The organism is Streptomyces sp. Ac-502, from assembly GCF_045222935.1.
GTDB classification, from domain to species: domain Bacteria; phylum Actinomycetota; class Actinomycetes; order Streptomycetales; family Streptomycetaceae; genus Streptomyces; species Streptomyces monomycini.
The window spans coordinates 6,726,738-6,740,968 of record NZ_JBHFFO010000001.1 but is presented as its reverse complement, the minus strand read 5'-3'; the positions used below and the strand labels follow the sequence as shown (position 1 = coordinate 6,740,968).

Annotated in this window: 6 protein-coding genes and 5 pseudogenes; 4 read left to right on the top strand and 7 right to left on the bottom strand. The window is 72.6% G+C overall.

Translation table 11 applies throughout. The annotated features are described in order from the left end of the window. Positions 1–268 precede the first annotated feature (268 nt). Positions 269–2,663: pseudogene (locus ACEXOX_RS30850) on the bottom strand (ABC transporter substrate-binding protein). A gap of 519 nt (positions 2,664–3,182) precedes the next feature. Between ACEXOX_RS30850 and ACEXOX_RS30845 the strand changes: the two are divergent. The 4 genes and pseudogenes from ACEXOX_RS30845 to ACEXOX_RS30830 all read left to right on the top strand — a co-directional run bounded on the left by ACEXOX_RS30845 (position 3,183) and on the right by ACEXOX_RS30830 (position 7,270). Further along, the gene (locus tag ACEXOX_RS30845) at positions 3,183–3,515 is read left to right on the top strand and encodes a hypothetical protein (RefSeq protein WP_406524337.1); all 333 of its coding nucleotides are present in this window, start codon (positions 3,183–3,185) and stop codon (positions 3,513–3,515) included. A 106-nt stretch (positions 3,516–3,621) separates the two neighbouring features. Then, a pseudogene (locus ACEXOX_RS30840) lies at positions 3,622–4,481 on the top strand (hypothetical protein). Positions 4,482–4,496: 15 nt separating this feature from the next. Continuing rightward, positions 4,497–6,491 (top strand): fumarate reductase/succinate dehydrogenase flavoprotein subunit, encoded by a 1,995-nt coding sequence (locus ACEXOX_RS30835; RefSeq protein ID WP_406524336.1) that lies wholly within the window; start codon positions 4,497–4,499, stop codon positions 6,489–6,491. Continuing rightward, positions 6,488–7,270 (top strand): succinate dehydrogenase/fumarate reductase iron-sulfur subunit, encoded by a 783-nt coding sequence (locus tag ACEXOX_RS30830; RefSeq protein WP_406524335.1) that lies wholly within the window; start codon positions 6,488–6,490, stop codon positions 7,268–7,270. The genes ACEXOX_RS30835 and ACEXOX_RS30830 overlap by 4 nt, the downstream gene beginning before the upstream one ends. Before the next feature lie 123 nt (positions 7,271–7,393). On the opposite strand, the pseudogene ACEXOX_RS30825 reads toward ACEXOX_RS30830, so the two are convergent. From ACEXOX_RS30825 to ACEXOX_RS30800, 6 genes and pseudogenes are all read right to left on the bottom strand, one after another. Continuing rightward, positions 7,394–9,354: pseudogene (locus ACEXOX_RS30825) on the bottom strand (SpoIIE family protein phosphatase); the annotation flags it as partial. Between the two features lie 180 nt (positions 9,355–9,534). Then, positions 9,535–10,230 (bottom strand): annotated as a pseudogene (locus ACEXOX_RS30820) (PAS domain-containing protein); the annotation flags it as partial. A 161-nt stretch (positions 10,231–10,391) separates the two neighbouring features. Beyond that, complete coding sequence (locus tag ACEXOX_RS30815) at positions 10,392–10,781, bottom strand: ATP-binding protein (RefSeq protein WP_406526519.1); 390 nt, start codon at positions 10,779–10,781, stop codon at positions 10,392–10,394. Positions 10,782–11,279: 498 nt separating this feature from the next. Next, positions 11,280–11,722, bottom strand: a pseudogene (locus ACEXOX_RS30810) ((deoxy)nucleoside triphosphate pyrophosphohydrolase). Positions 11,723–11,760: 38 nt separating this feature from the next. Further along, the gene (locus ACEXOX_RS30805; protein WP_030020236.1) at positions 11,761–11,940 is read right to left on the bottom strand and encodes an SPOR domain-containing protein; all 180 of its coding nucleotides are present in this window, start codon (positions 11,938–11,940) and stop codon (positions 11,761–11,763) included. A 345-nt stretch (positions 11,941–12,285) separates the two neighbouring features. Further along, positions 12,286–13,977, bottom strand: a complete 1,692-nt coding sequence (locus ACEXOX_RS30800) for an APC family permease (RefSeq protein ID WP_406524334.1) — start codon at positions 13,975–13,977, stop codon at positions 12,286–12,288. Positions 13,978–14,231: the final 254 nt, after the last annotated feature.

Here is a 14,231-nt window from a genome sequence, read left to right as displayed (position 1 = left end):
CCGGTACGTGTGCCTGCCGGGCATGAAGACGCCACGGCCTCACCCCATGGTACGGGGCTGCCGCGGCTTCGGCCGCCCCTGGGCCGATGAACCGCCTCTGACCTGCGGAGATACGTATTCGAACAGGCGCTGTGCGCCGGGGGCCACGCCTGCTTCGGCCGGACGCAACCTGTCCGTAACCGGTTCGGCGACCGGCCCGGCGACCGGGACCGGGCGTAGCGGACGACCGGTCCGGCGGCCGGACCGGTCGTCCGCTACGCCCGGTCCCTCACTTCTTGTAACCGATGTCCTGGAAGCGCGGCGTCGCGAAGCCGAAGGCGCCCGCGTTGACCAGGCCCTCCTTCGCCGCGACGACCTCGGGCCGCTGGTAGAGCGGTACGGACCCGGCCGCCGCCCAGATCCGCGCGTCGGCGCGGTCGACCAGCTCACGGGAGGCGTCCTCGTCCAGCTCGGCGGCCGCCTGGTCGAAGAGCTGGTCGATGTGGTCGGTGCCGACCCGGGTGTAGTTCTGCTCGACGGTGAGGCTGCCGTCGGCCGCGGGCTGCGGCTTGGCGTAGATCGGGCGGCCGTCGGTGGCCGGGTAGGCGGAGCCGGGCCAGGTGTAGAGCGCCAGGTCGAAGTCGCCGGCCGCGATGTGGTCCTCGAAATAGCTCTTGTCCGGCACCTTCTGCACGGCGGTCTGCACCCCGATGCGGGCCAGCATGCCGGAGATCCGGTCGGCCACCGTGCGCAGCCGTTCGGAGCCCGGGCCGTCGGGGAGCACGAAGCGCAGGACGAGCGGTTTGCCGTCCTTCTTGAGGGCCGGGACCGGGCCGTGGGCCGCGGGGTCGGCCCGGAAGGCGTCCACCGGAGCGGCCAGGCCGCCCTCGACCGGCTTGCCGTCGGCCGCCCTGACCCGGTGCGACCCGTTCCCGCCGGGGCCCCGGCCGCCGGGCGCCGGGGCCACCTCGATCATCTCGGCGGCGCTCAGCGCGCCCGCCGCCAGCATCTCGAAGCGCCGGTAGTCCGCGTACGCCGCGACGGTGGTGTCCCCCGGGCCGCCGTACGCCGGTCCGCCGCCACGTCCTTGTAGAGGCCGGCGCTCTGCCGCAGCAGCGTGGACCGCTGGAGGTCGGCGGACCGCACGCCGACCGCGGACAGCGGCGTCACCGGTACGGTGGCCGCCAGTTCCCGGTCGCCTGCCTTGCCGTCGTCGGAGCCGCCCCGGTCGGCGTCCACCTTCTTCTCCGGCTTCTGCTCCGGGTTCCGCGGCTGCGCCGAGGCGCCGCCCGGCGCCCGCCAGCCCGCGTCCGCCAGCATCGCCCGTGCGGCCGTGGTGTCCGGCCCGCCCAGGGCGCCGCTGTGGTCCGCGTAACCGGGCTGGCCCGCCATGAGCAGATGACTGCCCAGCGGCTGGTTCGGCAGGCCGAGGGGCTTGAGTACGGAGTCGGCCAGCTTCTGCCGGTCGACGGCGCGGGCCACCGCGCGGCGCACCCGGTCGTCGTTGAGCGGGCCGGTGCTCCCGTTGAGGGCGAGCTGCGTGTAGGCGGGTTCCAGGGCCTTGCGGACGGTGTAGCGGCGCAAGGCGTCATGCTCGGCGGCGGACGCTCTGCGCGGCGGGGTGTCGTCGCCGCCCGGGGCCGGCGAGCGCCCGGCGTCGGCGTCCTCGACGCGCCCGGCCTCCGATGTGCCGTCCGGCGCTCCGGCGCTCGGTGAACCGGCTTCCGGCGATCCGGGGCCGGACGGGCTGCCGCCGGTCGAACCGGGGCTCGCCGGCCGCGACGCCGGGGGCTTGCGCGCCGCGATGATCGCCCGGGCGTCCGCCGGGTCCACCTCGGCCAGATCGACCTTGCCCGCCGCCAGCGCCGCGGCCCGCCGCTCGCGCGGCAGCGCGGTCAGCACGATCGTGTCCAGCTTGGGCCGGGCGCCCCACCACTTCGGGTTCCGCGCGAGGGTGAGCATGCCGGCCTCGCTGTCCCGCTCCCCAAGGTGAACGGCCCGGCGACCTCCTTGAGCTGTTCGCGCGCGCCGTCGTTGAAGGCGCGCGCGTCGCCCGTCACGCTCTTCGGGTACAGCGGAGTGAACAGTGACTTCCAGTCGGCGTACGGCTTGGCGAAGGTGACCTTGACCTCGCGCGCGGCGTCGCCCTGTTCGACCTTCTCGATGCGGTCGTACCCGGCGTTGCGCGCGCTCCAGTAGGCGTTGTCCTTGCCGTTCAGCGCCTTCCACTGCGCGGTGAAGTCCTCCGGTCCGACGGTTCGCCCGTCGCTCCACCGCGCCTTCGGGTTGATCTTGTAGACGACCGTCTGGCGGGGCTCGCGGTCGGTGACGTCGGCGGCGTCCAGGTAATCCGGGTTGCGCTGCGGGCGGCCCCGCTCGTCCAGGGTGAACAGCCGGGGCAGTACGGCGTCGGTGACACGCCGCGTGGCCGCGTCCGCGCGCGCCTGGAAGGCGTTCAACGTGCCGGGCACGGCGTCCACCGCCCAGCGCAGGGTGCCGCCCTGGCGCACCTTGTCGCGCGGGGTGACGGAGATGTCCTGGGCACCGGGGCCGGCCTGCTCGGCGTCGTCGCCTCCACCGCAGCCGGTCAGGACCGGCAGCGGCAGCAGCACTCCGGCAGCGAGGAGCGCGGCGCAGCGGCGCCTGCGGCAGGCCGCGCCGCCTGAGCTGACGGGGTGGGTCATCACGGTTACCTCCGGGGCTCGCCCGCGCCGCGCCGCCGCCGCGGCGGGCCGCGGGACCACGGATCACGTTCGGCCGACTTTGCGGCTCATCACATCTATGGCTCCACCACTGAAGGGGACCGGCCGCCACCGGGGCGGGCGACACGTCGGCGGCCGCCGTGAAGGCCACCCGCCCGGCCCAACCGTTTCCGCTCCCGGCCGTTCCCGCCCCCGGGCGCGCGGCGGCCCGTACGGCAGGCTGCGCGGTTCCGTCCGCGGCCCCGTCCGCGAACGGAACGGGAGGGCGTACGGGGCCCCGCGCCCGCGGGCGTACACGCCGCCGTACGAAAGCACGCCCTCCGGCGCGGACCGACGGCGCACACGTGCCGAAACACGCCGGTCCGGTTCCGCAATCACGGCAGATCCCTTCCCAATCGCGACTGTGACGCGCGACACTCGCAGGCGCACGCCGCCGCGCCCGGACGGGTCCGGGCGAGGGGCGAGGGCGCGCCGACCACACCCGCGGAGGTGAGGCAAGTCATGTCCTTGCAGGACGATCTGACGGCAGCTCAGCGCAGTCTGGACGACCTGGAACGGTCGGTCGGACGACTGGAGAAACAGGTCGGCGGCGGCCTGGACATCCGGCGCGTACGCAGCGACACGGACCATCTGCGCGAGAGCCTGCAACTGCTGCGGGACGGCAGTACGGACGCGCCCGGCGGGCGGCCCGCGTACACCGTGGGCGCGCGCTCCGGCCGCCCGCCCGTGCCCGCCCCCGAGATGGTGACCATCCCGGACGCGCCGTACGACGCCGCCCTGTGGGCCGACGCGGAGGACGAGGGCCTCGGCGCGCGCGACCGCCGGGCACCATAACCGCACCTCCGTACGGCCGCGCCCCGTACCGCGCGCCCCCGTACCCCCGCACCACCGCTGAGCGCCACCCGTCCCACCCCCAGACAGCCGTCCACGGAGACCGACGTTGGCCACTGGCACCGAACCCCAACCGCATACCGAGGCAAGCGGCGCGAAGGGCACGGCCGGTCCGCCCGGCACCGGCGTCCACGCGCCCTCGCGTGCCGCGATACCCGCCCGCCACCTGCGCACCGACCGCTGGTGGCTGTACCCGGCCACGACCGCGGCGGGCCTGTTCGCCTTCGTCGTGTACTCGACATGGCGGGCGTTCGCGAACGCGGACTACTACGCCGCGCCGTACGTCTCGCCGTTCTACTCGCCGTGCCTGGCGGAGAACTGCCACCCGATGCGCGGCGGCCCCAACTGGGACGTCTTCGGCAGCTGGTGGGGCCTGTCCCCCGCCCTGCTGATCCTGATCTTCCCGCTGGGCTTCCGGCTGACCTGCTACTACTACCGCAAGGCGTACTACCGCGGTTTCTGGGCCTCGCCCCGGCCTGCGCGGTCGCCGAACCGCACAAGAAATACACCGGTGAGACCCGCTTCCCGCTGATCCTGCAGAACATCCACCGCTACTTCTTCTACTTCGCGGTGGTCGTCGCGGGCATCCTCACCTACGACACCGTGCTCACCTTCCGCAACGCGGACTACGCGTGGGGCCACATGGGCCTCGGCACCCTCGTCTTCCTCGTCAACATCGCCCTGATCTGGGCGTACACCCTCTCCTGCCACTCCTGCCGGCACATCGTCGGCGGCCGGCTGCGGCACTTCTCCAAACACCCGGTGCGCTACCGCCTGTGGGGCTGGGTCGGCAAGCTCAACGCCCGGCACGCGGCGCTCGCCTGGGCCTCGCTGATCAGCGTGGCCGCCGCCGACTTCTACGTCTTCCTCCTCGCCACCGGGGCCTTCGACGACCCGCGTTTCTTCTAGGAAGGGTGCCTTGTGATGACGCAGATCGACCGGCAGGAGTGGGACGTGGTCGTGGTGGGCGCGGGCGGCGCCGGGCTGCGCGCCGCCATCGAGGCCCGTGAGCAGGGCATGCGTACGGCGGTGATCTGCAAGTCACTGTTCGGCAAGGCCCACACGGTCATGGCCGAGGGCGGCATCGCGGCCAGCATGGGCAACGTCAACGAGGGCGACAACTGGCAGGTGCACTTCCGCGACACCATGCGCGGCGGCAAGTTCCTCAACCACTGGCGGATGGCCGAGCTGCACGCCCGGGAGGCGCCGCAGCGGGTCTGGGAGCTGGAGACCTGGGGCGCGCTCTTCGACCGCACCCCGGACGGCCGGATCTCGCAGCGCAACTTCGGCGGCCACGAGTACCCGCGCCTGGCGCACGTCGGCGACCGTACGGGCCTGGAGCTGATCCGCACCCTCCAGCAGAAGATCGTCTCCCTCCAGCAGCAGGACGAACGCGAATTCGGCTCGTACGAGGCCCGGTTGAAGGTGTTCCAGGAGTGCACCGTCACCCGTGTCCTCAAGGACGAGGGCCGGGTGGCCGGCACGTTTTGCTACGAACGCGAGTCCGGCCGCTTCTTCGTCCTCCAGGCCCCTTCGGTGGTCCTGGCGACCGGCGGGATCGGCAAGTCCTTCAAGGTCACGTCCAACTCCTGGGAGTACACCGGCGACGGGCACGCGCTCGCGCTGCTCGCCGGGGCGCCGCTGATCAACATGGAGTTCGTCCAGTTCCACCCGACCGGCATGGTCTGGCCGCCGTCCGTCAAGGGCATCCTCGTCACCGAGTCCGTCCGCGGCGACGGCGGGGTGCTGCGCAACAGCGACGGCAAGCGCTTCATGTTCGACTACGTCCCGGACGTCTTCAAGGAGAAGTACGCCCAGTCCGAGGACGAGGGCGACCGCTGGTACGAGGACCCGGACCACAACCGCCGCCCGCCCGAGCTGCTGCCCCGCGACGAGGTCGCGCGCGCCATCAACGCCGAGGTCAAGGCGGGCCGCGGCTCACCGCACGGCGGGGTCTTCCTCGACGTCTCCACCCGGATGCCCGCCGAGGTCATCCGGCGGCGGCTGCCCTCCATGCACCACCAGTTCAAGGAGCTGGCGGACGTGGACATCACCGCCGAGGCGATGGAGGTCGGGCCGACCTGCCACTACGTGATGGGCGGCGTGGACGTCGACCCGGACACCGCGGCGGCCGCCGGCGTCCCCGGACTCTTCGCCGCCGGCGAGGTGGCCGGCGGGATGCACGGCTCCAACCGGCTCGGCGGCAACTCCCTCTCCGACCTGCTGGTCTTCGGCCGCCGCGCGGGCCTGTACGCGGCCGAGTACGCGCGCGCCCGCTCCGCACGGCCCGCCGCCGACCCGCTCCAGCTCGACGCCGCGGAGGCGGAGGCGCTGCGCCCGTTCAGCGCCGAGGGGCCCGACGCGCACCACACCGGCCGCCCCGCCGAGAACCCGTACACCCTCCACCAGGAGCTCCAGCAGACGATGAACGACCTGGTCGGCATCATCCGCCGGCAGGGCGAGATGGAGGAGGCCCTGGCACGCCTCGCCGACCTGCGCACCCGGGCCCGCCGGGCCGGTGTCGAGGGCCACCGGCAGTACAACCCCGGCTGGCACCTGGCCATCGACCTGCGCAACATGCTGCTGGTCAGCGAGTGTGTGGCCCGTGCCGCGCTGGAACGCAGGGAGTCCCGCGGCGGGCACACCCGCGACGACTACCCCGAGATGGACCGGCGCTGGCGCCGCATCAACCTGGTCTGCGAACTGGCCGAGGACGGCGCCGACCTCCCGCCGCGGGACCCGGCCGTCGGCCAGATCCGCCTGACCCGCCGGGAGAACCCGCCGGTCCGGCCCGACCTGCTGGCCCTCTTCGAACGGGACGAACTGGCGAAGTACCTGACGGACGACGAACTGGCGGCGGACACCGGCCCGGCGGTACCCGCCACCGGAGCGGCGGACGACGAGGAGACGAACCGGTGAGCGCGCAGTCCGACGCCTACAAGGCGCACTTCAGGATCTGGCGGGGCGACGCGGACGGCGGCGGCCTGGCGGACTTCCGTGTCGAGGTCAACGACGGCGAGGTCGTCCTCGACATCATCCACCGCCTTCAGGCCACCCAGGCCCCCGACCTAGCGGTGCGCTGGAACTGCAAGGCGGGCAAGTGCGGCTCGTGCAGCGCGGAGATCAACGGCCGGCCGCGCCTGATGTGCATGACCCGGATGTCCGTCTTCGAGCGCGACGAGACGGTCACCGTCACCCCGATGCGGGCCTTCCCGGTCGTCCGCGACCTGGTCACGGACGTCTCCTTCAACTACACCAAGGCCCGCGAGATCCCCGGCTTCGTCCCGCCGCCGGACCTGGCGCCGGGCGAGTACCGCATGCGGCAGGAGGACGTCGGCCGCTCCCAGGAGTTCCGCAAGTGCATCGAGTGCTTCCTGTGCCAGGACACCTGCCACGTCGTCCGCGACCACGAGGAGAACAAGGCCGCCTTCGCCGGCCCCCGCTTCCTCATGCGCATCGCGGAACTCGACATGCACCCGCTGGACGCCGCCCCCGAAACCGGCCTCGACCGCAAACGCACCGCCCAGGAGAACCACGGCCTCGGCCACTGCAACATCACCAAATGCTGCACCGAGGTCTGCCCCGAGCACATCCGCATCACCGACAACGCCCTGATCCCCCTGAAGGAACGCGCGGCCGACCGCAAGTACGACCCGCTGGTGTGGCTGGGGAACAAGATCCGGCGGCGGAAGGAGTGAGCTGAGGGGCGGCGACCGCGTAGGACTCGGAAGCCGGAGCCCGCTACGGGAGCCGTCCGGTGGCGGGGCACAGCGACCGCGGTGAGAGCCGGAGGGGGCGGGGCGACCCCGCCCCGCCCCGGCTCAGAACAGACTCAGCAGCGCATCCGCCGGATCGGGCAGGGCGGTGTCCCCGTCCGGGAGCGGCAGTTCGAACCAGACGGTCTTGCCGCGCGGGGTCCGGCGGCTGCCCCAGCCGGCGCTGAGGAGCCCGACGAGCTGGAGGCCGCGGCCGCCCTCGTCGGTGTCGCGGGCCCTCCGGCGGCGGGGCTGGGCCAGGTCCGCGTCCCACACCTCGCACACCAGGGTCCGGTCCAGCAGCAGCCGCAGCCGGATCTCGCCGTGCCCGTGCCGCAGCGCGTTGGTGACCAGTTCGCTGACGAGCAGTTCGGTGGTGTCGACCAGGGCCTCCAGGCCCCAGTCCGTGAGCTGGTCACGGGCCAGCTCGCGGGCGCGGGAGACCGAGCGGGCCTCGGGGGCCAGGTTCCAGTCACCGACGGAGTCCTTGGGCAGGCCGTGCACGCGGGCCATCAGCAGCGCGATGTCGTCCTCGCCGTGCCGGGTGTCCAGCGCGTTCAGCACGTGGTCGCAGACGTCCTCCAGCGGGCGCCCGGCCTCCGACAGGGCCGTCTGGAAGGCGCGCAGCCCCTCGTCCAGCGGGTGGTCACGGGATTCGACCAGGCCGTCCGTGTAGAGGGCGAGCAGCGCGCCGTCCGGCAGCTCGACCTCCGTCTCCTCGAACGGCTCGCCGCCGACGCCCAGCGGCATGCCGGGCGGCACGTCCAGCAGCAGCGCGTCCTCGCCCTCCTCGACCATGACGGGCGGCAGGTGCCCGGCGTTGGCGAAGGTGCAGCGCCGGGTGACCGGGTCGTAGACGGCGTAGACGCAGGTGGCGAGGTAGACCTCGGAGAGATCGGCGGTGCCGGAGCCGCAGCGCGAGGCCTCCGCCGTGGAGCCCGCCTGCGCGCCGGAGGGGGCGCGGAACGGCTGCGCGAGGCGCGTGATGCCGTACGGGCGCCGCCGCCGGTCGCCCCGAGCCCGCGCGCGATCTCGTCGAGCGCGGAGAGCACCTCGGCCGGTTCCATGTCGAGCAGCGCCAGGGTCCGTACGGCCGTCCGCAGTTCGCCCATGGCCACGGCGGCGCGCAGCCCCCGCCCCATCACGTCGCCGACGACGAGCGCGGTGCGGTGGCCGGGCAGCTCGATGACGTCGAACCAGTCGCCGCCGACCTCGGTGGCGGTGGTGCCCGGCAGATAGCGGCAGGCGATGTCCAGGCCGGCCGCCTCGGGGTCGCCCGGGGGCAGCAGGCTGCGCTGGAGGATCAGGGCGCGTTCGTGCTCCCTGCGGTACAGGCGGGCGTTGTCGATGCAGACCGCGGCGCGCGCGGCCAGGTCGACCGCGAGGGCGGTGTCCCGCTCGCCGAACGGCTCGCTGCCCTTCGTCCGGGAGAACTGCACCAGCCCGACCACCGTGTCACGGGCGACCATCGGCACGGCGAGCGTCGAGTGCACCACGGCGCCCAGCTCGGCCCGGTCCTCGTTCTCCCGGCCCGGGATGATCTGCGCCTGCGCCGTACGCAGCGCGCCGGCGCACGGGGAGTTGAACGGGTAGCGGTGGACGGCGCCGACCGCGACCGGCCCGGCCTCGCCCTCGGGCACGTCGCAGGCCATGGTGGCCAGCGGCGCGTCCGAGACGGCGCTGGAGAAGGCGACCCGGCGCAGCTCGGCGCTGCCGTCGGCCATCCCCGGCGGCGCCTCGTCACCGGCCAGCAGGCCCTGGTAGAGGTCCACGGAGGCCAGGTCGCAGAACTGCGGCACGGCCACGTCGAGCAGCGTGCGGGCGGTGGTCTCCAGGTCGAGGGAGTTGCCGATACGGGCGCCCGCCTCGTTGAGCAGCGCCAGGTTGCGGCGGGCGCTCGCGGCTTCCCGTTCGGCCCGGCGGCGGCCCGTCACATCGGCGGCCAGCGCGGCGACCCCGATGGGGCGGCCGCTGGCGCCGTGCAGGCGGTACAGGGAGACCGACCAGCGGCGCCGGTCGGCCTCACCGGCCGGGCCGGAGGGGTAGCCCGTACCGGCGGGCGCGGAGGGGTATGCCGTGCCGGAGGGGGCGGAGGGCTCGGGAGCAGTGGGGGCGGGAATGGCGGCGGAGGCGGGCGCGGGGACCGTACCGACGAGCTGCATCTCGCCGACCGGCTCACCCGTCTCCAGCACCCGCCGCAGCGCCGCCTGCAGCCGCTCGGCCTCGGAGCGGGGCAGGAAGTCGTGCGGCCCGCCGCCGCGATACTTGGCCGCGGGGCCGCCGAAGACGGTCGCGAAACGCTCGTTGACGCGGCGGATCCGCAGATCCGTGCCGAAGAGCAGGAAGCCCGTCGGAGATTGGCCGAAAACGGCTTGAGAGGCCGCGAGGTCGGTCTCGATGCCACGCAGCGCGCGGACGTCGACCACGAGACAGACCGCGGCCCGCTCGCCGTCCGCCGTCTCGGACGGCATCACGTAGATCTCCGCGAGTCCGTCCTCCCCGGCGTCCGGCCCGCCGTCCCGGTCCGCGCCACGGGGGCGGTACGGGACCAGCCCGGTCCACTCCCGGCCGTCCAGGATCTGCGAGACCGTGCGGTGGGCCTGTTCGTGCAGCTCGTGCGGGACGAAGGCGGTCACCGGGTCCTTGCCGACCGCGTCGGCGGCGGGGATGCCGAGCATCTCGGCGGCGCGCTCGCTCCACCGGTCGATGCGCCCGTCGGGGCCGAGGGAGAAGGACGCGACCCGGATGTAGTCGTAGATGGAGCCGGGTGGGCTGCTCTGCCATATCGGCGGGCCTTCCGGGCCGTCCGGCCCCGAGCGGCCCGACGGCCGCGCCGGACCGTCCGTACCGCCCGGCCCGGCAGGCTGCGCGGGTCCTGCCCCGCCAGATGACTTCTCGCTCACGAGCCCCGTCCCCTCCAGCTCATCGTGCCCGGACCGGACGAGCCGAGTATCCAGCACCGCGGCTGTCCGGAACACGGTCTTCACGATCACAGCACAGTCTCGATCGCAGGCCGTCCACAGAATGTCAATGAAACGGCAACGATCAGGCCGCCACCAGACTCCTAACCCGCCACAGACAGCTCGAACCACACTGTTTTACCGGTCCTGCCATGTCGGGTGCCCCAACACCGTGACGTGCACGCCACCAGCTGGAGTCCCCGGCCGCCCTCGTCCTCGACCGTCGCGGTGCGCTCCCGGGGCGGGTCGGGCACCGGGTCCGAGACCTCGACGAGCAGCCCGCCCCCGCTCTTGAGGACGATCCGTACGCCGATGGGCCCGCTCGCATAGCGCAGCGCGTTGGTCACCAGCTCGCTGACGAGCAGGACGGCCAGGTCGACGACGGGGTCCAGTCCCCAGTCCTGCAGCGTCTCGCGGACCACGGCACGGGCGGTACGGGCGGAGCCCGGCTCGGCCGGAAAGCTCCACTCGGCGAGCGGGGAGCCGGAGATCATGCCGCGTCGGGGCGCGTAGGAGGCGGATTCGGGAACCCCTGCCGCTGCGTTGTCGCTCACGCCGATCACTTCCCAGCCCGATGCGAACACCCTCCGGATGGTCCGTGGTGAGGGGGTAAACAGCACATACCCGGTATCAGCGCATCAATATCGCCCTCAATGGCGCACTGTGGCACAAACGGCGTACTGAGGCATACGGGGCCGCGACGCGCGCGCCTCGTGTGCGGCGGGGCACCCCGGTGCGCCGCCGCACTGCGGCAGACCCGTACGAGGGATCCGTCCGATCCGATGATCGGCCCGTACGGGGGAACGGTGAGGTGACAAGATGACCGGTCCGCCTGGGGTGGCGCGCCGGGAGCGTACGGGGCTACGGGGGTCGGGCGCGTTCCGGGGTATACGGGGTGCTGGGCACGTTTCGGGGTATACAGGGCGCCGGGCACGTTTCGGGGCATCGGGCGCGTTACGGGGCGCCGCGCGCGATCCGGGGCGTCGGGCGCGTTACGGCGCGTACGGGGCACCGGACGGATACAGAGCCCCCGACACCTCCGCGGTTCCGAGACGGCGCATCACCTCGTCGACCGCCGGACGGTCCTGGTCCAGCCAGTCGACCTCGCCCTCCTGCCCCGGCGCCAGCCAGCGCAGATCGTCGTGGTCCTGGAGGGGCCGGGGCTCGCCGGACACCAGCCGGGCCGTCCACACCCGCAGGACGAGACCGGGCCGCGGCGCCCACTCCCCGGAATCCGGTCCAGCGGCTCGACCTCGATGCCCAGCTCCTCGCGCAGCTCGCGGACCAGCGCCTCCTCGGGCGTCTCGCCGGGTTCGACCTTGCCGCCGGGCAGCTCCCAGCGGCCGGCCAGCGCGGCCGGAGCACTGCGCCGCGCCGCCAGCAGCCTTCCCCCGTCGAGCACCGCTCCACCCACCACCACACGCACGTCCGTCATGCGCGGCAGCCTACGTCCCGCGCTGCCGCCCCTTCGCCTCAGGTGGCGGCGTGCCCCACCCGCTCCACGACGTACAGCCGCCCGTTCCTGCGGGTGTCGAGCCGGTCGGCCACCTGCTCCGCTTCCGCGCGCGTGGCGTAGCGGCCGACGCGATAGCGGTTGCCGCCCTCGTCCTGGCGAATGACGAGCCAGGGCAGCACCGCGCCACTGTCGGTCATCGCGCCCCTCCGTCCGCCGTCCAGCGCGCCGTCGCGCGCCCCTCCTGCACTGATGCCGAAACCGCATTCCGCATATGCCCGAGCCTACGCCCGACCTTTACGCACCGGATACGGCTTTGCACAAAGAGGTACCGAACCGGCCATCGCACGGGGCCCGAGGGGCGCGCGGGCGGCCCTTCGAGCGCCCCGGGCGCACACACGAACGGGCGCCGCCGGTGGCTCCTGCCACCGACGGCGCCCGTCGGATTCCGTGCGCGAGAAGGCACGGCGCCCTGCGCGAGAGGGTGTCACGCGCTGCCCGAGAGGACCGGCACCGCGCCCCCAGAGGCGTTACGCCCCGACCTTCTACGACTTGGCGCCGGCCGCGTCACCGGCCTCGGCGCCGGCCGCGGCCCGCTCCTCGGCGGCCTCGGCCTCGGCCTCCGCCAGCGACTCCGCCTCGGCCGCGATCAGCGACGGGTTGCGCCAGGAACTGCGTACGCCCCACATGTAGAAGAGCAGGCCGATCACGGCGACCACGACGATGTCCCAGCCCGGCGGCAGATAGCCCTTGCCGCCGAACTCCTCGCCGCCCATGTACGAGACGCATGCCATGACCAGCAGATACGCCACCATCCAGGCGCCCGCCTTCAGGTGCGGCTTCAGCTCGGCCCACGGCTTGCGCAGCTCGTACCAGGCCCAGACCGGCAGACCGACCGCCATGATCAGGATGACCTTGCCGGTGAGCGGCCAGCGCCCCCAGTACAGGACGAGCGAGCCGAAGACCATCGCGATCGGCGCGATGTACGGCATCGCGCGCAGCTTGACCGGCCGCTTGAGGTCCGGCGAGAGGCGGCGCAGCGACATCACCGCGACCGGACCGGTGATGTACGAGATCACGGTGGCCACCGAGACGATCTCGGCGAGCGAGCCCCAGCCGCGGAAGACCGCGAGGAAGAGGAAGGCGATGAACAGGTTCAGCACCAGCGCCGGACGCGGCACACCGGTCTTCTTGTCGACCCGGCCGAAGATCTTCGGCAGGTGGCCGTTCTCCTGCACACCCTGGATCATGCGCGAGGTGGTCGCGGCGTAGATCATGCCGGTGCCGGACGGGGAGACGAAGGCGTCCGCGTACAGCAGCAGCGCCAGCCAGTTCAGGCCCCAGGCGACGGCGAGGTCGGCCAGCGGCGAGTTGTAGCCGAGGTGGGCCCAGCCGCCGACGGACTCCAGCTTGCCGCCGGGGACCGCCATCAGGAAGGCGACCTGGAGCGCGACGTAGATGACGAGCGCGATCAGGATCGAGTAGATGACGGCCTTGGGCAGCGACTTGCCCGGGTTACGGGCCTCACCGGCCATGTTCAGCGGCGACTGGAAGCCGTTGTAGGCCCAGACGATGCCGGAGACGGCGACGGCGGTGAAGACCGCGCTCCAGCCGTTCGGCGTGAAGCCGCCGTGGTCCTTGATGTTGCCGGTGTCGAAGTGCGCCAGCATCAGGGCGCTCGCGGTCAGGATCGGGACGACGACCTTGAAGACCGTGATCGCGGTGTTGGTCTTCGCGAAGAGCGAGATCGCGAACCAGTTCAGGAAGAAGTAGAAGATCAGCAGGAGGCTGGCCAGCGCGACACCGCTGCCGGTCAGCTCCTTGCCGTCGTACAGCCCCTGGGTCCAGCCGAAGCTCCAGGAACTCATGTACTGGACGGAGGCGGTCGCCTCCCCGGGTATGACGGAGACGATCGCGATCCAGTTGGCCCAGGCGGCGAGGTAGCCGGCGAGCGAACCGTGCGAGTACTGGCCGTAGCGGACCATGCCGCCCGCCTTGGGGAACATCGAGCCGAGCTCGGTGTAGGTGAGGGCGATCGTGAGCGCGACGGCCGCGCCGATGACCCAGGCGAGGATGGCGGCCGGACCGGCGATGGCGGCGGCCCGCTCGGCCCCGAAGAGCCAGCCGGAACCGATGATCGACCCAAGACCCGTGGCGGTCAGGGCAATGGTCCCGAGGGACCGTCGGTAATTCGAGTGGGAGCCCTGCTCCGCGCTCTGGGTCTGCGTCGTGCTCAACGTGCTTGGTCTCCTGATCTTCCCCCGTGCCGTGCACAAACTTCGCCATCGTAAGAGCGAATTGGAAGATCGGATTCCCATGCAGGGTCAAAACGTGGCCCTGGCTGAAGGTGTGTGAGGTTTCCAACATGCCAATTGACCGCCCAAATCCCGACATACCAGGAATTAGGGGGTGGCTACTGGCGGGTTACGCATCAGTACACAACGTGCGATCTTGACTCTGGCCCCGAGAAAACCGCCCCCAGGAACGGGTT

Excerpts from the sequence above, each read along its gene's own strand:
- ACEXOX_RS30845 (WP_406524337.1), top strand. The coding sequence starts at position 3,183 with ATGTCCTTGCAGGACGATCTGACGGCAGCTCAGCGCAGTCTGGACGAC.
- ACEXOX_RS30835 (WP_406524336.1), top strand. The coding sequence starts at position 4,497 with ATGACGCAGATCGACCGGCAGGAGTGGGACGTGGTCGTGGTGGGCGCG.
- ACEXOX_RS30815 (WP_406526519.1), bottom strand. The coding sequence starts at position 10,781 with ATGATCTCCGGCTCCCCGCTCGCCGAGTGGAGCTTTCCGGCCGAGCCG.
- ACEXOX_RS30805 (WP_030020236.1), bottom strand. The coding sequence starts at position 11,940 with ATGACCGACAGTGGCGCGGTGCTGCCCTGGCTCGTCATTCGCCAGGAC.